At 44.0% G+C, this 21,125-nt stretch carries 27 protein-coding genes; all 27 read left to right on the forward strand.

From position 1 onward, the window contains the following. Positions 1-106: 106 nt before the first annotated feature. The 27 genes from rpoB to rpmD all read left to right on the forward strand — a co-directional run bounded on the left by rpoB (position 107) and on the right by rpmD (position 21,121). On the forward strand, positions 107-3,649 hold the full coding sequence (rpoB, locus tag ACXAHI_RS19630) for a DNA-directed RNA polymerase subunit beta (RefSeq protein WP_270182781.1): 3,543 nt from the start codon (positions 107-109) through the stop codon (positions 3,647-3,649). 35 nt (positions 3,650-3,684) lie between these two features. After that, complete coding sequence (gene rpoC, locus ACXAHI_RS19635; RefSeq protein ID WP_474850732.1) at positions 3,685-7,305, forward strand: DNA-directed RNA polymerase subunit beta'; 3,621 nt, start codon at positions 3,685-3,687, stop codon at positions 7,303-7,305. Positions 7,306-7,391: 86 nt separating this feature from the next. Beyond that, positions 7,392-7,640, forward strand: coding sequence for a 50S ribosomal protein L7ae-like protein (locus ACXAHI_RS19640; RefSeq protein ID WP_270182783.1), 249 nt, complete (start codon positions 7,392-7,394; stop codon positions 7,638-7,640). 112 nt (positions 7,641-7,752) lie between these two features. Continuing rightward, positions 7,753-8,175: a 30S ribosomal protein S12 gene (rpsL, locus tag ACXAHI_RS19645; protein ID WP_270182784.1), complete on the forward strand. Its 423-nt coding sequence runs from the start codon at positions 7,753-7,755 to the stop codon at positions 8,173-8,175. Positions 8,176-8,211: 36 nt separating this feature from the next. Then, the gene (gene rpsG, locus ACXAHI_RS19650) at positions 8,212-8,682 is read left to right on the forward strand and encodes a 30S ribosomal protein S7 (RefSeq protein WP_270182785.1); all 471 of its coding nucleotides are present in this window, start codon (positions 8,212-8,214) and stop codon (positions 8,680-8,682) included. 50 nt (positions 8,683-8,732) lie between these two features. After that, positions 8,733-10,811, forward strand: a complete 2,079-nt coding sequence (gene fusA, locus ACXAHI_RS19655; protein WP_270182786.1) for an elongation factor G — start codon at positions 8,733-8,735, stop codon at positions 10,809-10,811. 104 nt (positions 10,812-10,915) lie between these two features. After that, positions 10,916-12,106, forward strand: a complete 1,191-nt coding sequence (tuf, locus tag ACXAHI_RS19660; protein ID WP_270182787.1) for an elongation factor Tu — start codon at positions 10,916-10,918, stop codon at positions 12,104-12,106. Between the two features lie 312 nt (positions 12,107-12,418). Further along, complete coding sequence (rpsJ, locus tag ACXAHI_RS19665; protein WP_224885234.1) at positions 12,419-12,727, forward strand: 30S ribosomal protein S10; 309 nt, start codon at positions 12,419-12,421, stop codon at positions 12,725-12,727. A 47-nt stretch (positions 12,728-12,774) separates the two neighbouring features. Beyond that, a complete protein-coding gene (gene rplC / locus ACXAHI_RS19670; RefSeq protein WP_270182788.1) occupies positions 12,775-13,410 on the forward strand; it encodes a 50S ribosomal protein L3 in 636 nt (211 codons plus the stop codon). Between the two features lie 17 nt (positions 13,411-13,427). Beyond that, positions 13,428-14,051, forward strand: a complete 624-nt coding sequence (rplD, locus tag ACXAHI_RS19675) for a 50S ribosomal protein L4 (protein WP_474833191.1) — start codon at positions 13,428-13,430, stop codon at positions 14,049-14,051. Next, positions 14,051-14,335 (forward strand): 50S ribosomal protein L23, encoded by a 285-nt coding sequence (gene rplW, locus ACXAHI_RS19680; protein ID WP_224885228.1) that lies wholly within the window; start codon positions 14,051-14,053, stop codon positions 14,333-14,335. Before rplD ends, rplW begins: the two co-directional genes overlap by 1 nt. Positions 14,336-14,362: 27 nt before the next feature. Continuing rightward, on the forward strand, positions 14,363-15,199 hold the full coding sequence (rplB, locus tag ACXAHI_RS19685; RefSeq protein WP_270182790.1) for a 50S ribosomal protein L2: 837 nt from the start codon (positions 14,363-14,365) through the stop codon (positions 15,197-15,199). Positions 15,200-15,257: 58 nt separating this feature from the next. Then, the gene (gene rpsS, locus ACXAHI_RS19690; RefSeq protein WP_224885224.1) at positions 15,258-15,536 is read left to right on the forward strand and encodes a 30S ribosomal protein S19; all 279 of its coding nucleotides are present in this window, start codon (positions 15,258-15,260) and stop codon (positions 15,534-15,536) included. 20 nt (positions 15,537-15,556) lie between these two features. After that, on the forward strand, positions 15,557-15,898 hold the full coding sequence (gene rplV / locus ACXAHI_RS19695; protein ID WP_270182791.1) for a 50S ribosomal protein L22: 342 nt from the start codon (positions 15,557-15,559) through the stop codon (positions 15,896-15,898). A gap of 3 nt (positions 15,899-15,901) precedes the next feature. Further along, on the forward strand, positions 15,902-16,561 hold the full coding sequence (gene rpsC / locus ACXAHI_RS19700; protein WP_270182792.1) for a 30S ribosomal protein S3: 660 nt from the start codon (positions 15,902-15,904) through the stop codon (positions 16,559-16,561). Between the two features lie 3 nt (positions 16,562-16,564). Next, positions 16,565-16,999, forward strand: coding sequence for a 50S ribosomal protein L16 (gene rplP, locus ACXAHI_RS19705; protein WP_270182793.1), 435 nt, complete (start codon positions 16,565-16,567; stop codon positions 16,997-16,999). Beyond that, positions 16,989-17,192: a 50S ribosomal protein L29 gene (rpmC, locus tag ACXAHI_RS19710; protein WP_048313330.1), complete on the forward strand. Its 204-nt coding sequence runs from the start codon at positions 16,989-16,991 to the stop codon at positions 17,190-17,192. The genes rplP and rpmC overlap by 11 nt, the downstream gene beginning before the upstream one ends. Positions 17,193-17,212: 20 nt before the next feature. Further along, positions 17,213-17,476 carry a 30S ribosomal protein S17 gene (gene rpsQ / locus ACXAHI_RS19715; RefSeq protein WP_224885215.1) on the forward strand — a complete coding sequence of 88 codons (264 nt, stop codon included), beginning with the start codon at positions 17,213-17,215 and terminating at the stop codon, positions 17,474-17,476. 45 nt (positions 17,477-17,521) lie between these two features. Then, complete coding sequence (gene rplN, locus ACXAHI_RS19720) at positions 17,522-17,890, forward strand: 50S ribosomal protein L14 (RefSeq protein ID WP_474850734.1); 369 nt, start codon at positions 17,522-17,524, stop codon at positions 17,888-17,890. 43 nt (positions 17,891-17,933) lie between these two features. Beyond that, positions 17,934-18,245, forward strand: a complete 312-nt coding sequence (gene rplX, locus ACXAHI_RS19725) for a 50S ribosomal protein L24 (protein WP_224885211.1) — start codon at positions 17,934-17,936, stop codon at positions 18,243-18,245. Positions 18,246-18,270: 25 nt separating this feature from the next. Next, complete coding sequence (gene rplE / locus ACXAHI_RS19730; protein WP_270182795.1) at positions 18,271-18,810, forward strand: 50S ribosomal protein L5; 540 nt, start codon at positions 18,271-18,273, stop codon at positions 18,808-18,810. Between the two features lie 16 nt (positions 18,811-18,826). Next, positions 18,827-19,012, forward strand: coding sequence for a type Z 30S ribosomal protein S14 (locus ACXAHI_RS19735; protein WP_224885207.1), 186 nt, complete (start codon positions 18,827-18,829; stop codon positions 19,010-19,012). A gap of 29 nt (positions 19,013-19,041) precedes the next feature. After that, a complete protein-coding gene (gene rpsH, locus ACXAHI_RS19740; protein ID WP_224885205.1) occupies positions 19,042-19,440 on the forward strand; it encodes a 30S ribosomal protein S8 in 399 nt (132 codons plus the stop codon). A gap of 28 nt (positions 19,441-19,468) precedes the next feature. Next, positions 19,469-20,005, forward strand: a complete 537-nt coding sequence (gene rplF, locus ACXAHI_RS19745; RefSeq protein WP_270182796.1) for a 50S ribosomal protein L6 — start codon at positions 19,469-19,471, stop codon at positions 20,003-20,005. Between the two features lie 31 nt (positions 20,006-20,036). Continuing rightward, the gene (gene rplR / locus ACXAHI_RS19750) at positions 20,037-20,399 is read left to right on the forward strand and encodes a 50S ribosomal protein L18 (RefSeq protein WP_270182797.1); all 363 of its coding nucleotides are present in this window, start codon (positions 20,037-20,039) and stop codon (positions 20,397-20,399) included. An 18-nt stretch (positions 20,400-20,417) separates the two neighbouring features. Continuing rightward, positions 20,418-20,918, forward strand: coding sequence for a 30S ribosomal protein S5 (gene rpsE / locus ACXAHI_RS19755; RefSeq protein ID WP_048313339.1), 501 nt, complete (start codon positions 20,418-20,420; stop codon positions 20,916-20,918). Positions 20,919-20,932: 14 nt separating this feature from the next. Beyond that, on the forward strand, positions 20,933-21,121 hold the full coding sequence (gene rpmD, locus ACXAHI_RS19760; RefSeq protein WP_270182798.1) for a 50S ribosomal protein L30: 189 nt from the start codon (positions 20,933-20,935) through the stop codon (positions 21,119-21,121). The last annotated feature ends 4 nt before the right edge of the window (positions 21,122-21,125 follow it).

A 21,125-nucleotide genomic window follows, 5' to 3' on the forward strand; every position in this document is an offset into this window, starting at 1 on the left:
AACTAATTTATGCCCTTTTTCTTTTTTGTCCAACGATAGTTTTCTTTTTATAGAGAAAATCGAGGGGCAAAAAAAATAAATACGCTGGATTTGAGGGGTGAATCATTTGACAGGCCAACTAGTTCAGTATGGACGCCACCGCCAAAGAAGAAGCTACGCGCGAATCAAAGAAGTATTAGATTTACCAAATCTAATTGAGATTCAAACGGCTTCTTATCAATGGTTTCTTGATGAGGGTTTACGAGAAATGTTCCAGGATATTTCTCCGATTGAAGATTTCACTGGTAATCTTGTGCTAGAGTTTGTTGACTATAGCCTAGGTGAACCAAAGTATCCCGTGGAAGAAACCAAAGAGCGAGATGTGACATACTCTGCACCTTTACGAGTAAAAGTGCGCCTAATCAATAAAGAAACGGGTGAAGTTAAGGAACAAGAAGTATTCATGGGTGACTTCCCGTTGATGACTGAAACAGGTACTTTTATTATTAATGGGGCAGAACGAGTCATCGTATCTCAGCTTGTGCGTTCTCCAAGTGTCTACTATAGCAAGAAGATTGATAAGAACGGCAAAAAGGGATATACAGCTACTGTCATTCCAAACCGAGGAGCATGGCTGGAATTTGAAACTGATGCCAAAGATATTGTCTACGTACGGATCGACCGTACTAGAAAGCTACCGATTACGGTATTGCTCAGAGCGTTAGGGTTTGGGTCTGATCAAGAAATCATAGATCTCCTAGGTGAAGATGAATATCTTCGCAATACCCTGGAAAAGGACAACACGGACGGAACAGAAAAAGCGCTTCTAGAAATCTATGAACGCTTACGTCCTGGTGAGCCGCCGACTGTCGATAACGCAAAAAGCTTACTTGATTCCCGCTTTTTTGATCCGAAGCGTTATGACCTAGCAAATGTAGGGCGCTACAAGATTAATAAAAAGCTTCATATCAAGAACCGTCTATTCAATCAACGTTTAGCAGAGACGCTCGTTGACCCTGAGACAGGCGAAGTGATTGCGGAAGAAGGCGCGATTCTTGATCGCCGCCTGCTAGATAAGATTCTACCTGCTATTGAAACAAACGTTGGATTTAAAAACGTTGAACCTCATGGCGGGGTAATTGAAGATGATTCTATAGGATTACAATCTATTAAGATATATGCACCTGACGATCCTGAAGGTGAACGTGTGATTAATGTTATGGGTAATGGTGGAATTGACTCCGGAGTGAAAAACATCACGCCTGGAGATATCATTTCTTCTATCAATTACTTCTTTAACCTTCTTCACCAGGTTGGTAACACAGATGATATCGATCATCTTGGTAACCGCCGCCTTCGTTCAGTAGGTGAATTGCTACAAAACCAATTCCGTATTGGTTTGTCCAGAATGGAACGTGTAGTAAGAGAGCGTATGTCGATTCAGGACACAAATGTGATCACGCCACAGGCGCTAATCAACATTCGTCCGGTAATTGCATCGATCAAAGAATTCTTTGGTAGCTCACAGCTATCTCAGTTCATGGACCAGACAAACCCGCTAGCTGAGCTTACTCACAAGCGTCGTTTATCTGCTCTTGGACCGGGTGGACTAACTCGTGAGCGTGCAGGATTCGAAGTTCGTGACGTTCACTATTCTCACTACGGAAGAATGTGTCCGATCGAAACACCAGAGGGTCCAAACATCGGACTGATTAACTCCCTATCTTCATACGCGCGAGTTAACAAGTTTGGGTTTATCGAGACGCCATACCGCAGAGTAGATCCTGAAACAGGAAAGGTAACAGAGTTTATCGATTACCTTACTGCTGATGAACAGGATAATTACGTTGTGGCACAGGCAAACGCTAAGCTAAACGATGATGGATCATTTAAAGAAGAAGATATTGTTGCACGTTTCCGTGATGAAAACATCATCATCAACCGTGACAAGATCGATTACATGGACGTATCCCCGAAGCAGGTTGTTTCGGCTGCAACGGCTTGTATCCCGTTCCTTGAGAACGATGACTCCAACCGTGCACTAATGGGTGCGAACATGCAGCGTCAGGCTGTACCTTTGATGGTTCCTGAATCACCAATCGTAGGAACGGGGATGGAGCACGTTAACGGAAAAGATTCCGGTGCTGCTGTCATCTGTAAACACGACGGTATCGTCGAGTATGCGTCTGCTGCAGAAATTCACGTTCGTCGTATCTCCGTTGTAGATGGTCAGGAAGTGAAAGGCGACCTCGATCGCTATCGATTACTGAAGTTTATCCGTTCCAACCAAGGAACTTGCTATAACCAGAAGCCGATCGTAGACGAAGGTGACCGCGTCGTTAAAGGAGAAATTCTTGGTGACGGTCCTTCAATGGAAAAAGGCGAAATGGCACTCGGTCGTAACGTCCTTGTCGGATTTATGACATGGGAAGGTTATAACTACGAGGATGCTATTATTATGAGCGAACGTCTCGTAAAAGATGACGTTTATACGTCAATTCATATTGAAGAGTATGAGTCAGAAGCTCGTGACACGAAGCTTGGACCTGAAGAAATCACTCGTGATATTCCTAACGTTGGGGAAGACGCTCTGCGTAACCTTGATGAGCGAGGAATTATTCGCATGGGTGCTGAAGTAAAAGACGGCGATATTCTCGTTGGTAAAGTAACGCCTAAGGGTGTTACGGAACTTACGGCTGAAGAACGTCTCCTTCACGCAATCTTCGGAGAAAAAGCTCGTGAAGTACGTGATACTTCATTACGTGTCCCTCATGGCGGCGACGGAATCGTGCTCGACGTGAAGATCTTTAACCGAGAAGATGGCGATGAGCTTCCTCCGGGAGTAAATCAGCTAGTTCGCGTATATATCGTACAGAAGCGTAAGATTCATGAAGGAGATAAAATGGCGGGACGCCACGGTAACAAGGGTGTTATCTCAAGGATACTTCCTGAAGAAGACATGCCGTACTTACCTGATGGTACGCCGATCGATATCATGTTGAACCCGCTTGGTGTTCCGTCTCGTATGAACATCGGACAGGTGTTAGAGATGCACATCGGAATGGCAGCGCGTGCGCTTGGCATCCATGTTGCAACTCCAGTATTTGATGGAGCCCGCGAGGAAGATGTGTGGGAAACGCTTGAAGAAGCAGGTATGCCACGTGATGGTAAAACTGTTCTTTACGATGGTCGTACAGGTGAACCATTCGACAACCGCATCTCTGTCGGTGTCATGTATATGATCAAACTTGCTCACATGGTTGATGACAAACTTCACGCACGTTCTACGGGACCATACTCACTCGTTACACAGCAGCCGCTTGGTGGTAAAGCACAATTCGGTGGACAGCGTTTCGGTGAGATGGAGGTATGGGCACTTGAAGCATACGGTGCCGCATATACACTACAAGAGATTCTGACTGTTAAGTCGGATGATGTTGTTGGACGTGTTAAGACTTACGAAGCAATCGTAAAAGGTGAAAATGTTCCTGAGCCTGGTATTCCTGAATCGTTTAAAGTTCTGATCAAAGAATTGCAATCTCTAGGTATGGACGTAAAAATGCTAGCTAGTGATGAGCAAGAGATCGAAATGAAAGAGTTAGACGATGAAGAAGACCAATCCAGTGAGAAATTAAACTTGAATGTTGGGTCAAATCAGGCGAGTGAGTAAGGGTTAAACCTGAATTCTAAAGGGAGGTAGGCCCCTTGATAGATGTCAATAAATTTGAGTATATGAAAATCGGTCTGGCGTCACCGGATAAAATTCGCTCCTGGTCAAGAGGAGAAGTGAAGAAGCCAGAAACCATTAACTACCGTACCTTAAAGCCAGAGAAAGATGGACTTTTCTGTGAGCGTATCTTCGGCCCTACTAAGGACTGGGAATGTCACTGTGGTAAATACAAGCGTATCCGATATAAAGGAGTCGTTTGTGACCGCTGTGGAGTTGAAGTAACACGTGCAAAAGTACGTCGTGAGAGAATGGGGCACATTGAGCTTGCTGCCCCTGTCTCCCACATCTGGTACTTTAAAGGGATTCCAAGTCGTATGGGACTTGTTCTTGACATGTCTCCACGCGCACTTGAAGAGGTCATTTACTTTGCTTCTTACGTTGTAACAGAAGCAGGTGACACACCTCTAGAGAAAAAACAACTTCTTTCAGAGAAAGAATACCGTGCATATCGCGAGAAGTACGGGAAAACTTTCTCAGCTGAAATGGGTGCTGAGGCAATCCGTAGATTACTGTTTGACATCGACCTCGATAAAGAAGTAGATGTTTTGAAAGAAGAATTGAAGACGGCTCAAGGACAACGTAGAACAAGAGCGATCAAACGTTTAGAAGTACTTGAAGCGTTCCGTGGATCTGGTAACAATCCAGCATGGATGATCCTAGATGTTCTACCGGTAATCCCGCCAGAACTTCGTCCGATGGTTCAGCTTGATGGTGGTCGTTTTGCGACGTCTGACCTTAACGATCTTTACCGTCGTGTGATCAACCGTAACAATCGTTTGAAACGACTTTTAGATCTTGGGGCACCAAGTATCATCGTTCAGAACGAAAAACGTATGTTGCAAGAAGCAGTAGATGCTCTAATCGACAATGGTCGTCGTGGCCGACCTGTTACAGGTCCTGGTAACCGTCCATTGAAGTCTCTTTCTCACATGTTGAAAGGTAAGCAGGGACGCTTCCGTCAAAACCTTCTTGGTAAGCGTGTTGACTACTCAGGCCGTTCCGTTATCGTCGTAGGTCCACACCTTAAGATGTACCAGTGTGGTCTACCAAAAGAAATGGCACTTGAACTATTCAAGCCATTCGTGATGAAGGAGCTTGTATCGAAAGGTCTTGCTCACAACATTAAGAGTGCTAAGCGTAAAGTTGAAAAGGTTCACCCTGAAGTTTGGGACGTACTCGAGAACGTTATTAAAGAACACCCTGTTCTTCTTAACCGAGCGCCAACGCTTCACCGTCTTGGTATCCAGGCGTTTGAACCGATTCTTGTAGAAGGACGTGCTATTCGTCTTCACCCGCTCGTTTGTACAGCATACAACGCTGACTTTGATGGTGACCAAATGGCAGTTCACGTTCCACTATCTGCAGAAGCTCAAGCTGAAGCACGAATCTTGATGCTTGCAGCACAGAACATTCTAAACCCTAAGGATGGTAAGCCAGTTGTAACACCATCACAGGATATGGTACTAGGTAACTACTACCTAACTATGGAACGTGAAGGAGCAATTGGAGAAGGTTCTGTATTTAAAGATACAAACGAAGCGCTGATCGCATACCAGAATGGATATGTACACCTTCATTCTCGTGTTGCAATCCCAGCTTCTTCTCTTAATAAATCTGCATTTACTGAAGAGCAGAATAAGCAGTTGCTAGTTACAACGGTCGGTAAGCTGATCTTCAATGAGATCTTACCGGAGTCGTTCCCGTATATTAACGAGCCAACGACGACTAACCTTGAAGTAGCAACTCCTGAAAGGTACTTCCTTCCACATGGTGTAAATGTGAAAGAAGAGATCGCAAAGCGTGAGATCATCACTCCGTTCAAGAAAGGCATACTCGGTAAGATCATCGCTGAAGTATTCAAGCGTTTCAAAGTAACGGAAACTTCTCGCATGCTAGATCGAATGAAGGACCTTGGATTCAAATATTCAACAAAAGCTGGTATTACAGTTGGTGTATCTGACGTCGTAGTACTTGCTGAGAAGCAAGAAATCATTTCTGAAGCTGAAGAAAAAGTAGAAAAAGTTCTCAAGCAGTTCCGTCGTGGTCTAATCACTGACGATGAGCGTTATGACCGAGTTATCTCGATCTGGAGTGGTGCAAAAGACCGCATCCAAGAGAAACTGATGAAGACTCTTGAAACGGATAACCCAATCTTTATGATGAGTGATTCAGGAGCTCGTGGTAACGCATCTAACTTCACACAGTTAGCTGGTATGCGTGGTTTGATGGCTAACCCATCTGGACAAATCATCGAACTACCGATCAAATCAAGCTTCCGTGAAGGTCTAACGGTACTAGAATACTTTATTTCTACTCACGGTGCGCGTAAAGGTCTTGCCGATACAGCACTTAAGACAGCTGACTCAGGTTATCTGACTCGTCGACTTGTAGATGTTGCGCAGGACGTTATCGTTCGCGAAGACGACTGTGGAACAGATCGTGGACTTGAAGTTAGTGCGATCAAGAACGGTAACGAATTGATCGAAGGGTTATACGATCGCCTTGTTGGACGTGTAGCGTTCAAGAAAGTGAAACACCCAGAAACAAACGAAGTCCTTGTGGAGAAAAACTCTCTTATCACTGAAGACATTGCTGGGGCAATCGTCGAAGCTGGAATCGAGGATGTTCATATCCGCTCTGCCTTCACATGTAGCACACGCCACGGCGTATGTAAAAAGTGTTATGGACGCAACCTTGCGACTGGTACACGCGTAGAAGTTGGAGAAGCAGTTGGAATCATCGCTGCACAATCTATCGGAGAACCTGGTACACAGTTGACGATGCGTACATTCCACACAGGTGGGGTTGCCGGAGATGACATCACTCAAGGTCTTCCGCGTATCCAGGAACTATTTGAAGCACGTAATCCAAAAGGTCAGGCGGTTATTTCTGAACTTGATGGAACAGTCATCGATATGGCTGAAGTCAAAGAAAAGAAAGAAATCGTTGTACAGGGTGAAACCGAAACTCGTAATTACCCAGTACCTTATGGTGCACGCCTTAAAGTAGGAGTAGGAGATGTTGTTCAGGCTGGTCAAGCCTTAACAGAAGGTTCGATCGATCCTAAGCAGCTCCTAACGATCAGCGGTATCGACGGCGTACAAGAATACCTCCTAGCAGAAGTGCAGAAGGTATACCGTATGCAGGGTGTTGAAATCGGTGATAAGCACGTTGAAGTAATGGTTCGTCAGATGATGCGTAAGATCCGCGTTATCGATGCAGGTGATACGGAAGTACTTCCTGGATCACTTGTTGACATCCATCAGTTCAAAGATGTGAATAGAAAAGTTCTTGTTAAGGGCGGATTGCCAGCTACTGGACGTCCGGTACTTCTCGGAATTACAAAAGCATCTCTTGAAACTGAATCCTTCTTGTCTGCTGCATCATTCCAGGAAACAACTCGTGTCCTAACTGATGCTGCGATTAAAGGTAAACGTGACGAACTTCTTGGTCTAAAGGAAAATGTTATTATCGGTAAGCTTGTTCCGGCAGGTACTGGTATGCAACGTTACCGCAGGATCAATGTTGCTGGAGAAGCGCAAGAAGCAACAGAACATCTTGAGCAGGACGAAAGTGCTTTAGTGAATCAAGAATAAACAGGGGAAGTGTTGACATCGGGAGTACAGGGTGATATTATATCCAAGGTGCTCCCGATAATCCTGTTGCTTTGGAGGATATATCTGTGTCTTATGAAAAAGTATCACAGGCAGATGAATTAATAATCGGGACAAAACAAACTCTTAAGGCCCTCCAGATTGGGGAAGCGAAGGAAGTATTTGTTGCTGACGACGCTGATCGCAGGGTTACTTCTAAGGTTGTTGCTCTCGCTAAAGAGAAGAGCATTCCTATACACCGGGTTGATTCAATGAAAAAACTTGGCAAGGCGTGCGGCATCGAAGTAGGGGCGGCAACAGTAACGATAAAAGCATAACCGTTTTTGTCTGGTTCAGTATGAACTGACGGGCAAAAACTTTCCTTTTATCTATACATGAACCACCTGGATGTGTGGGCTTGCTAATCACTTAAGAAGGGAGGAAAACAAAATGCCAACTATTAACCAACTTGTTCGCAAGGGACGTGTTTCTAAGACTAAGAAATCTGACTCTCCTGCATTGAACAAAGGATATAATAGCTTCAAAAAGACTCATACAGATCTTTCATCTCCACAAAAACGTGGTGTATGTACTCGTGTGGGTACAATGACTCCAAAGAAGCCGAACTCTGCATTGCGTAAATACGCTCGTGTTCGTCTTACTAACGGAATCGAAGTTACTGCTTATATCCCTGGTATCGGTCACAACCTTCAGGAGCACAGTGTAGTGCTTATCCGTGGAGGACGTGTTAAAGACTTACCGGGTGTACGTTATCACATCGTACGTGGTGCACTTGACACTGCAGGTGTTAACGATCGTATGCAAGGTCGTTCTAAATACGGTACTAAGAGACCGAAAGCAGCTAAGAAGTAATGATTTTAAACAACAATTGAGAAAGGGGGTCTTCCCATGCCACGTAAAGGTCCAGTAGAACGTCGTGACGTATTACCAGATCCAATTTACAAATCCAAGCTTGTAACTCGCCTAATCAACCGTCTTATGGTAGACGGCCAAAAAGGTAAGGCACAACAAGTTCTTTACAAAGCATTCGATCTTATCCAGGAGCGTACTAACACAGAAGCTATGGAAGTATTCGATCAAGCTTTGAAAAACGTTATGCCAGTACTTGAAGTACGCGCTCGTCGTGTTGGTGGTGCTAACTACCAGGTACCGGTTGAGGTACGTCCAGATCGTCGTACAACTCTAGGACTTCGTTACCTTGTTAACTATTCTCGTCTTCGCGGTGAGAAAACAATGGTAGAAAGACTAGCATACGAAATCATGGATGCAGCTAATAACACTGGTGCTTCTGTTAAGAAGCGTGAAGAAATGCACAAAATGGCAGAAGCAAACAAAGCGTTTGCTCACTACCGCTGGTAATCGCCAGTTAAATAAAACTACTATCTTTATAAAAGGAAGGAGAAATACTAATGGCAAGAGAATTCTCCTTAAAAGATACACGTAATATCGGTATCATGGCACACATCGATGCTGGTAAAACAACAACAACCGAGCGTATTCTTTTCTATTCAGGGCGTATCCACAAAATCGGTGAGACTCACGAAGGTGGCTCTCAGATGGACTGGATGGAGCAGGAGCAGGAGCGTGGAATCACGATCACTTCTGCTGCTACCACTGCCCAGTGGAAAGACCACCGTGTTAACATCATTGACACGCCTGGTCACGTAGACTTCACGGTAGAAGTTGAACGTTCTTTACGTGTATTAGATGGAGCAGTTGCGGTACTTGATGCGCAATCAGGTGTTGAACCGCAAACAGAAACTGTTTGGCGTCAAGCTACAAACTACGGGGTTCCACGTATCGTATTCATCAACAAGATGGATAAACTAGGTGCGGACTTCCTATATTCCACAGGCACACTTAATGAACGTCTGCAAGCTAACGCTCACCCTGTTCAGCTACCAATTGGTGCTGAGGATGAGTTTGAAGGTATCATCGATCTTATTTCGATGCAGGCTTTCTACTATCTTGATGAACTAGGTTCTCGTACAGAAGCTCGCGAAATTCCTGCTGAATACAAGGAACAAGCTGAAGAGTACCGTACGAAGTTGATCGAAGCTGTAGCAGAGCTTGAAGAAGATCTAATGATGAAATACCTTGAAGGTGAAGAGCTTACAGAGGAAGAAATCAAGGCTGCAATCCGTAAAGGAACTTGTAACGTTGAATTCTACCCTGTACTATGCGGATCTGCATTTAAGAACAAAGGTGTTCAACTAGTTCTTGATGCTGTTCTAGACTATCTTCCTTCTCCATTAGATGTACCTGCAATCAAAGGTCATCTAAAAGATTCTGAAGAAGAAGTACTTCGTTCTGCTGACGATAATGGTCCTTTCTCTGCACTTGCATTTAAAGTAATGACAGACCCTTACGTTGGTAAACTTACATTCTTCCGTGTTTACTCAGGAACGCTATCTTCAGGTTCTTACGTTAAGAACTCTACAAAAGACAAGCGTGAACGTGTAGGACGTATTCTTCAGATGCACGCTAACTCTCGTGAAGAGATCTCTACTGTATACGCAGGAGATATCGCAGCGGCAGTTGGTCTGAAAGACACTTCTACTGGTGATACTCTATGTGACGAAAAGGATACAGTTATCCTTGAGTCTATGGACTTCCCAGATCCAGTTATCTCGGTTGCGATCGAACCAAAAACGAAGAGTGACCAAGATAAGATGGCAGTAGCACTTGCTAAGCTAGCTGAAGAAGATCCAACTTTCAAAACTGAAACAAACGAAGAGACTGGCCAAACGATCATCTCTGGTATGGGTGAGCTTCACCTTGATATCATCGTTGACCGTCTACGTCGTGAGTTCAAAGTTGATGCAACAGTTGGTGCTCCTCAGGTTGCATACCGTGAGTCTATTAAGAAGGGTGCTAAGGTTGAAGGTAAATTCGTACGTCAGTCTGGTGGTCGTGGACAATACGGACACGTATGGGTTGAATTCGAACCTAACGAAGAAGGCGCTGGCTTTGAGTTTGAAAACAAAATTGTTGGTGGTGTAGTTCCACGTGAATACGTACCTGCAGTTGAAGCTGGTCTTCGCGATGCAATGGATAACGGGCTACTAGCTGGTTACCCACTAATCGACGTTAAAGCTCGTCTTGTCGATGGTTCATACCACGACGTTGACTCAAACGAAATGGCATTTAAAGTAGCTGCTTCAATGGCTCTTAAGAAAGCTAAAGACCATTGTGACCCTGCACTACTTGAGCCAATGATGAAGGTTGAAGTTGTAGTTCCAGAAGAATACATGGGCGATATCATGGGCGACGTAACAAGCCGTCGTGGACGCGTAGAAGGTATGGCTGCTCGCGGAAACGCACAGGTTATCAACGCGTTCGTACCACTATCTGAAATGTTTGGTTATGCGACTACACTTCGTTCTCGTACTCAAGGACGCGGTACTTACACAATGTCCTTCGATCACTACGAAGAAGTGCCTAAATCAATCTCTGCAGAAATCATCAAAAAAGCTACAGGCGAATAATTGTAGCAAAGCAAGTTTTGTTGTAATCTAAGATAGGCGAGAATTATATTCATACGCCTATCTTGGCATAGATAATTCTTTGGTAATTAAAGGAGGAAACACTAATGTCAAAAGAAAAATTCGACCGTTCGAAACCCCACGTTAACATTGGTACAATTGGACACGTTGACCATGGTAAAACTACTCTAACAGCTGCGATCACTTCTGTGCTTCACAAGCGTTCAGGTAGCGGTACTGCTATGGCTTACGACCAAATCGATGGTGCTCCAGAAGAGCGTGAGCGTGGAATCACAATCTCAACTGCACACGTTGAGTACGAAACAGAAAACCGTCACTATGCACACGTTGACTGCCCAGGTCACGCTGACTATGTTAAAAACATGATCACTGGTGCTGCACAAATGGACGGAGGAATCCTTGTAGTATCTGCAGCTGACGGCCCAATGCCTCAGACTCGTGAGCACATCCTTCTTTCTCGTCAGGTTGGTGTACCTATGCTTGTTGTATTCCTTAACAAGTGTGACATGGTTGACGACGAAGAGCTACTTGAACTAGTTGAAATGGAAGTTCGTGACCTTCTTTCTGAGTACGACTTCGATGGCGACGAAGTTCCAGTAATCAAAGGTTCTGCACTTAAAGCTCTAGAAGGCGACGATGAGTACGAAGCGAAAATCTTCGAACTTATGGACGCTGTTGATGAGTACATCCCAACTCCAGAGCGTGACACTGACAAGCCATTCATGATGCCAGTTGAGGACGTATTCTCAATCACTGGTCGTGGTACAGTTGCTACTGGACGTGTTGAGCGTGGACAAGTTAAAGTCGGTGACGAAATTGAAATTCTTGGTCTTCAAGAAGAGAGCAAGAAAACAACAGTTACTGGTGTAGAAATGTTCCGTAAGCTTCTTGACTATGCAGAAGCTGGCGACAACATCGGCGCACTACTTCGTGGTGTAGCTCGTGAAGACATTCAGCGTGGACAAGTACTAGTTAAGCCTGGTACTGTTAAGGCTCACACTAAGTTCAAAGCTGAAGTTTACGTTCTTTCTAAAGAAGAAGGTGGACGTCATACTCCATTCTTCGCTAACTACCGTCCTCAGTTCTACTTCCGTACAACTGACGTAACTGGTACAATTCAACTTCCAGAAGGCGTTGAAATGGTTATGCCTGGAGACAACATCGAAATGACAGTTGAACTTATCGCTCCGATCGCAATCGAAGACGGAACTAAGTTCTCTATCCGTGAAGGTGGACGTACTGTAGGCGCAGGCGTTGTTGCAACAATCATCGAGTAGTATCGATATTTTAAAAGCACCCGGATATTAACCGGGTGCTTTTTTATATGAAATATTGCGAAAATAGTAATGCATCTTGCAATTTTTAAAGCAGCCCGTTATAATATTAAAAGTGTGCGATCGACATATTCATTATCTAGACAAAAGCCTTGCGTAAATGCTGATGTTATAGTATAATAAGAATGTTGGTCATAAACAGCGATGAAGTGGAAGGTTGCTGACACACCCGGCCCCTTTGCCATGGCGAGTGTGTTGGGGTTATTTTCACGGAGAACTGTCTATTAAAATATGGGCGAAAAAGGAGGGGAAATAATGGCAAAGCAAAAGATTCGTATTCGTTTAAAGGCATATGATCACCGTATTCTTGATCAATCTGCTGAGAAAATTGTAGAAACAGCAAAACGTTCAGGTGCAAAAGTATCCGGACCAATCCCGTTGCCGACGGAAAGAGCTGTTTATACAGTTCTACGTGCGGTTCACAAGTACAAAGATGCTCGTGAGCAATTCGAAATGCGTACGCACAAGCGTCTAATCGACATCATTGAGCCAACACCACAAACTGTTGATTCTCTAATGCGTTTAGATCTACCGTCTGGCGTTGACATTGAAATTAAACTTTAATAGAACGCTATATAAAACTATTTAAAAACATTTAGGAGGTGTGACTAATGACCAAAGGAATCTTAGGAAGAAAAGTAGGCATGACTCAAATCTTTGCTGACAACGGTGATATCATCCCGGTAACTGTGGTTGAAGCAGAACCTAACGTTGTTCTTCAAAAGAAAGCTGTTGATACTGATGGCTACGAAGCAATCCAGCTTGGATTCGCTGACAAGAAAAAGTCTCGTTACAACAAGCCTGAGGAAGGCCATGCTACAAAAGCAAGCACTACACCTAAGCGCTTCGTGAAGGAAATTCGTAACGCTGAAGGTAGTTACGAAATTGGTCAGGAAGTCAAAGTTGATATCTTTAACGAAGGTGACGTAGTTGATGTAACTGGTACGTCTAAAGGGAAAGGTTTCCAAGGTGCTATCAAGCGTCATAACCAATCTCGCGGACCAATGACTCACGGTTCTCGTTACCACCGTCGTCCTGGTGCTATGGGTCCTATCGATCCGATGCGCGTAATGAAAGGTAAACTTCTACCTGGACGTATGGGCGGAGAGCGTGTAACAGTTCAAAACCTTGAAATTGTTAAAGTTGATACAGAACGTAATCTACTTCTAGTAAAAGGGAACGTGCCTGGAGCTAAGAAGAGCTATGTGACTATCCAAAGTGCAACTAAAGCACAAGAAGCTAAGTAAGAAAGGAGGATATCCAAGTGCCTAAAGTAACTATGTTCAACCAATCCGGAGCACAGGTCGGCGATGTAGAACTCGCTGAAGCGATCTTCGGAATCGAACCAAACGAAAGTGTTATGTATGATGCGGTAATCATGCAGCAAGCATCTTTGCGTCAAGGTAACCATGACGTGAAAAATCGTTCAGAAGTACGCGGTGGTGGAGCTAAGCCATGGCGTCAAAAAGGAACAGGTCGTGCTCGTCAGGGCTCAATCCGTTCACCACAATGGGTTGGCGGTGGAGTAGTATTCGGTCCAACACCAAGAAGCTATTCTTACAAGCTACCTAAAAAAGTTCGTCGTTTGGCGATTAAATCTGCATTGTCTTCTAAAGTACAAGAAGAAAACTTTGTAGCTGTAGAAAGCCTTTCTTTTGATGCTCCAAAAACAAAGGAAATGGTAACAGTTCTTTCAAATCTTTCAGCAGACAGCAAAACGCTAATCGTTACGGGTGACTATAACGAAGCAGTTGCATTATCTGCGCGCAATATTCCTGGTGTTACTGTTGTAACTTCAGCTGGTATCAACATTCTTGATGTCCTTAAAGCTGATAAACTAGTTATGACAAAAGACGCTTTGGAAAAAGTAGAGGAGGTGCTAGCGTAATGAACGCTCGTGACATCATCAAGCGCCCCGTTATTACTGAAGCTACTACAGACGTAATGGCAGACAAAAAATATACGTTCGAAGTTGATACTCGTGCTAACAAAACTCAAATCAAGAGTGCTCTTGAAGAGATCTTCGGAGTTAAAGTTGCTGGAGTGAACACTCAGAACTATATGGGTAAAAAGAAACGTGTTGGCCGCCACAGCGGATTTACACCACGTCGTAAAAAAGCTATCGTGACGCTTACACCGGATAGCAAAGAATTGGACTTCTTTGAAGGCTAAGAACAATTGTGAAGGAGGGAAATGAGAATGGCGATTAAAAAGTATAAACCGACCACTAACGGTCGTCGTGGAATGTCAGTATCTGACTTTGCTGAAATCACGACAGACAAGCCGGAAAAATCGTTGCTTACGCCGCTTCACAAGAAAGGCGGACGTAACAGCCAAGGTCGCTTAACTGTTCGTCACCAAGGTGGCGGTCACAAACGTAAATACCGTGTTATTGACTTTAAACGAGATAAAGATGGAATACCAGGACGCGTTGCTACAATCGAATACGATCCAAACCGTTCTGCTAACATCGCTCTTATCAACTATGCTGATGGAGAAAAGCGTTACATTCTTGCTCCAAAAGGATTAAAAGTAGGAACTGAAATTATGTCTGGCCCAGAAGCTGACATTAAAGTAGGTAACGCTCTTCCACTAATCAACATTCCAGTTGGTACAACAATTCATAACATCGAACTTAAACCAGGTCGCGGTGGACAACTAGTACGTTCTGCTGGTGCAGAAGCTCAGCTACTAGGTAAAGAAGGAAAGTACGTACTTGTACGTCTTCGTTCTGGAGAGACTCGCATGATTCTTTCTACTTGCCGTGCTACTATTGGTCAAGTTGGTAACCTTGAACATGAACTTATCAACGTTGGTAAAGCTGGACGCTCTCGTTGGATGGGTATCCGTCCTACAGTTCGTGGTTCTGTAATGAACCCAGTCGATCACCCACACGGTGGTGGTGAAGGTCGTGCGCCGATCGGACGTAAATCACCAATGTCACCATGGGGCAAACCAACTCTTGGTTTCAAAACGCGTAAGAAGAACAAAGACTCCGACAAGTACATCGTACGTCGTCGTAAGAAGAAAAAATAATGCGATTAACCTACGGTTCGCAGGGGCCGTAGCTTAATCACAAAAGGGAGGTTCACAAATGGGTCGTAGTTTGAAAAAAGGACCTTTTGTCGACGATCATTTAATGAAAAAGGTCGAAGACTTGAATGAAAAGAACGACAAAAAAGTTATTAAAACTTGGTCTCGTCGTTCAACAGTATTCCCAGAGTTTATTGGACACACTTTCGCAGTATACGATGGACGCAAGCACGTACCGGTTTATGTTACAGAAGACATGGTCGGACACAAGCTTGGTGAATTTGCTCCGTCTCGCACATATCGCGGGCATGCTGCAGATGATAAAAAAACTAGACGTTAATTTGAGGGGAGGTACAACGAATGCAAGCTAAAGCTGTTGCAAAACACGTGCGTATTGCTCCTCGTAAAGCACGCTTAGTCGTAGATCTCATTCGGGGAAAGCAAGTTGGTGAAGCTATTGCCATTCTTCGCAACACAAACAAAGCTGCTTCTCCATTAGTTGAGAAAGTGCTTAATTCTGCTATTGCTAACGCAGAACACAATCTTGAACTAGAGCCGAACGATCTTACGGTTTCTCAAGTGTTTGTAGACGAAGGAGTAACAATGAAACGTTTCCGCCCACGTGCTATGGGTCGTGCTAGCCGTATTAACAAGCGCACTAGCCATATCACAGTAGTGGTATCAGAAAAGAAGGAGGGATAACGAGTGGGTCAAAAAGTTAATCCAGTAGGACTTCGAATTGGCGTTATCCGTGATTGGGAGTCTAAATGGTACGCAGACAAAGATTACGCTGACCTTTTACACGAAGATATCAAGATTCGTGAATATATTGAAAAACGCTTGAAAGACGCATCTGTTTCAGCCGTTGAAATCGAGCGTGCAGCAAACCGAGTAAACGTAACAGTGAAAACTGCTAAGCCTGGTATGGTAATCGGTAAAGGTGGTTCTGAAGTTGAGTCTCTTCGTAAGTCTCTTACAGAACTAACAGGCAAGCGAGTTCACGTTAACATTTTCGAAATCAAGCAAGCTGACATCGATGCAACTCTAGTTGCTGAAAACATCGCTCGTCAACTTGAAAACCGCATCTCATTCCGTCGTGCTATGAAACAAACGATTCAACGTGCGATGAGAGCTGGTGCAAAAGGTATTAAAACTGAAGTATCTGGACGCCTAAACGGTGCAGATATTGCTCGTTCTGAATCATACAGTGAAGGTACTGTGCCTCTTCACACACTTCGTGCTGACATCGACTATGGTACTGCAGAAGCAGATACTACGTACGGTAAGCTTGGTGTGAAGATTTGGATCTACCGTGGTGAAGTCCTTCCAACGAAAGGAACGCAAAAAGAGGAAGGGGGAAAATAAATCATGTTGTTACCTAAACGTGTTAAATACCGCAGAGAACATCGCGGAAAAATGCGCGGACGTGCTAAAGGTGGCACTGAAGTAGCTTTCGGCGAATACGGTCTACAAGCACTTGATGCTAGCTGGATCACAAACCGTCAAATCGAATCTGCTCGTATCGCTATGACTCGTTACATGAAACGTGGCGGTAAAGTATGGATCAAAATTTTCCCATCTAAGCCTTATACTGCTAAACCTCTAGAAGTTCGAATGGGTTCCGGTAAAGGTGCTCCTGAAGGATGGGTAGCTGTAGTAAAGCCAGGGAAAATCATGTTTGAAATCGCAGGTGTTTCTGAAGAAGTAGCGCGTGAAGCTCTTCGTCTTGCTTCTCACAAACTACCTGTTAAAACTAAGTTCGTAAAACGCGAAGAAGTGGGTGGTGACACAAATGAAAGCTGAGGAAATTCGTAACTTGACCACTGCTGAAATCGAACAGAAAGCGAAGTCTTTCAAAGAAGAGCTTTTCAATCTTCGCTTTCAACTCGCTACAGGTCAACTGGAAAACCCAGCCCGCATTCGTGAAGTCCGTAAATCAATCGCTCGCGCTAACACAGTGTTGCGTGAGAGAGAGTTAGGAATCACAAACGGTTAATATGAGGGGAGGTTTGCGAAATGAGCGAACGCAATAATCGCAAAGTATATGTAGGTCGTGTTGTCTCAGACAAAATGGATAAAACAATCACAGTTATGGTTGAGACTTATAAAATGCACCCACTATACGGTAAACGCGTGAAATACTCTAAGAAGTTTAAAGCGCATGATGAAAACAACTCTGCAAAGATCAACGACGTAGTACGTATTATGGAAACTCGTCCGCTATCTAAAGATAAGCGTTTCCGTCTTGTTGAAGTTGTTGAAGAAGCTGTAATTATCTAAATGAACTCGGATCATTTACTCATGTCCGAAGGGAGGTCTATCTAAATGATTCAACAGGAATCTCGTTTGAAATCTGCAGACAACTCTGGTGCTCGTGAATTGCAATGCATTAAGGTTCTCGGTGGTACTGGTCGTAAAACAGCTAACATCGGTGACGTAATTGTTTGTTCGGTGAAACAGGCAACACCTGGTGACGTTGTTAAGAAGGGTGAAGTTGTCAGAGCTGTTATCGTACGCAGTAAAAGCGGAGTTCGTCGTCCAGATGGTTCTTACATCAAGTTCGACGAAAACGCAGCGGTAGTAATCCGTGATGACAAAGGACCACGCGGAACTCGTATTTTCGGACCGGTTGCTCGTGAACTTCGTGACAACCAGTACATGAAAATCGTATCTCTTGCTCCAGAAGTTCTTTAATCGTTTGAAAATAGATGCCTTGTAAGGAGGTGCGCAGGACGTTATGCACGTTAAAAAAGGTGATAAAGTAAAAGTTATCTCTGGTAAGGACAAAGGAAAGCAAGGTGTGATCCTTGAAGCTTACCCGAAAAAAGATAGAGTAATCGTGGAAGGTGTTAACCTTGTTAAGAAACATTCCAAGCCTTCTCAAGCTAACCCACAGGGTGGAATTGTTGAACAAGAAGCAGCTGTCCATGTTTCTAACGTAATGGCACTAGATCCGAAATCTGGTGAACCTACTCGCGTTGGTTATAAAGAGGAAAACGGCAAAAAAGTTCGTATCGCAAAAAAATCCGGTGAAGTACTCGATAAGTAGTTTTTAGCGAAAGGAGGTCTATCCGATGAACCGTCTTCAAGAAAAGTATCAAAACGAAACAAAACCTTCTCTTATGGAGAAATTTAATTACTCTTCCGTTATGGAAGTGCCAAAAGTTGAGAAAATTGTAATCAACATGGGTGTTGGTGACGCTGTGCAGAACCCGAAAGCTCTAGATACGGCTGTAGAAGAGCTTCAGTTACTCTCAGGTCAAAAGCCTGTCATCACGAAAGCTAAAAAATCCATCGCTGGTTTTAAACTTCGTGAAGGTATGCCAATCGGTGCGAAGGTTACACTTCGTGGCACTCGTATGTATGATTTCTTAGATAAGCTAGTATCTGTATCACTACCTCGTGTACGTGACTTCAGAGGTGTTTCTAAGAAAGCATTCGATGGCCGTGGTAACTACACACTAGGCATCAAAGAACAGTTGATTTTCCCTGAAATTGATTACGATAATGTAAACAAAGTGCGCGGAATGGACATCGTTATCGTAACAACAGCTAAAACGGACGAAGAGAGCCGTGAAATGTTGACACAACTAGGTATGCCATTTCAAAAGTAAGTAAGGAGGGAAAATTGTGGCGAAAAAATCAATGATCGCGAAACAAAAGCGCCAAGCTAAGTTTAACGTTCAGGAATACACACGTTGTGAGCGTTGTGGACGTCCTCATTCAGTTATTCGCAAATTTAAGCTTTGCCGTATTTGTTTCCGTGAACTTGCATACAAAGGTCAAATCCCAGGCGTTAAAAAGGCTAGCTGGTAAACCCGAGATAGGGAAGGAGGTAATTACTAATGGTCATGACTGATCCAATTGCAGATATGCTTACACGTATTCGTAACGCAAACACAGTGCGTCACGAAAAACTAGAATTACCTGCATCTAATTCAAAGAGAAACATTGCTGAAATCCTCAAGCGTGAAGGTTTTGTACGCGATGTTGAAATCGTTGAAGACAACAAGCAGGGCATCATCCGTATCTTTCTTAAGTACGGTTCTAACAACGAGCGCGTTATCACTGGCTTAAAGCGAATCAGTAAACCTGGTCTTCGCGTTTACGCTAAAGCTGACGAAGTACCACGCGTACTTGGCGGCCTAGGAATCGCTCTTGTTTCTACTTCTAAAGGAATTATGACGGACAAAGAAGCTCGTCAACAGCAAGTAGGCGGCGAAGTACTCGCTTACGTTTGGTAATTCTTAAAAGCGGAATGGAGGTGTAATTATGTCACGTGTCGGACTTAAACCGATTGAAATCCCAAGTGGTGTAACAATTGATATTAAAGACGACGTTGTAACAGTAAAGGGACCGAAAGGTGAACTTTCTCGTACGTTCAACTCCGATATTAAAGTAACTATCGAAGATAACGTGCTAACTGTTGCTCGTCCTTCAGAAAATAAAGAGCACCGTGCTCTACACGGAACAACTCGCAGCCTGATCGCAAACATGGTTGAAGGTGTGACTAAAGGTTTTGAAAAAGGCCTTGAAATCATCGGGGTTGGTTGGCGTGCTAACAAATCCGGTCAGAAACTAGTGCTTAACGTTGGATACTCTCACCCAGTTGAGATCGTACCAGAAGAAGGCATCGAAGTTGAAGTTCCTTCAAACACGAAGGTTGTAGTAAAAGGTATCGATAAAGAGCGTGTTGGAGCTGTTGCAGCTAACATCCGTTCAGTACGTCTTCCAGAGCCTTACAAAGGCAAAGGTATCCGTTATGAAGGCGAATATGTTCGTCGTAAAGAAGGTAAAACTGGTAAATAGGTAAAAACCTAGCGGAAAGGAGTGACATTTCATGATCACTAAAGCCGATAAAAACAAAGCGCGTCAAAAAAGACACGCTCGCGTTCGTCGTAACGTATCCGGCACAGCTGAACGTCCTCGTCTAAACGTTTTCCGTTCAAACAAGAACATTTATGCTCAGCTTATTGATGATGTTAAAGGCGTAACTTTGGTATCAGCATCTAGCATGGAGCAAGGAATGGACGTTAACAACGGCGGTAACACTGAGGCTGCTACTAAAGTCGGAGAAGCAATTGCAAAGCGTGCTGTTGAAGCAGGTCATACTGAAGTGGTTTTTGACCGCGGTGGGTATCTATACCACGGACGTGTTAAAGCTCTTGCAGACGCAGCTCGTGAAGCTGGACTGAAATTTTAATAAAAAGGAGGTTAACCCATGCGTAGCATTGATGCTAACAAACTAGAACTTGAAGAACGCGTAGTTACCGTTAACCGTGTAGCGAAAGTTGTAAAAGGTGGACGTCGTTTCCGCTTTGCAGCAATCGTAGTAGTCGGAGATAAAAACGGTCACGTTGGCTTCGGAACTGGTAAAGCGCAGGAAGTTCCTGAAGCAATTCGCAAAGCTATTGAAGATGCGAAGAAGAACTTGATCACTGTTCCTGTTGTTGGAACTACAATCCCTCACCAAATCACAGGTCACTTCGGAGCAGGTAATGTACTATTGAAGCCAGCTTCTGAAGGTACTGGAGTTATCGCTGGTGGACCTGTACGTGCGGTATTAGAACTTGCTGGTGTAGGCGACATTCTATCGAAGTCTCTTGGATCTAACAATCCGATTAACATGGTGCGTGCAACACTTAACGGCCTTGAAAACCTCAAGCGTGCGGAAGACGTTGCTAAGCTTCGTGGAAAATCTGTAGAAGAGCTATTAGGTTAAGGGAGGGATAACAGATGGCTAAGAAATTAGAAATCACCCTCTCACGTAGTGTGATTGGTCGCCCTCAAGACCAACGCGTGACGGTAAAAACTCTTGGACTGAACAAGATGCATCAAACGGTTGTTCATAACGACAACCCTGCTATTCGCGGTATGGTTAACAAGGTATCTCACCTTGTAACTGTTAACGAAATCGATGCATAAAAAA

The sequence above is a fragment of the Anaerobacillus sp. ABD4_527 genome (assembly GCF_056160805.1).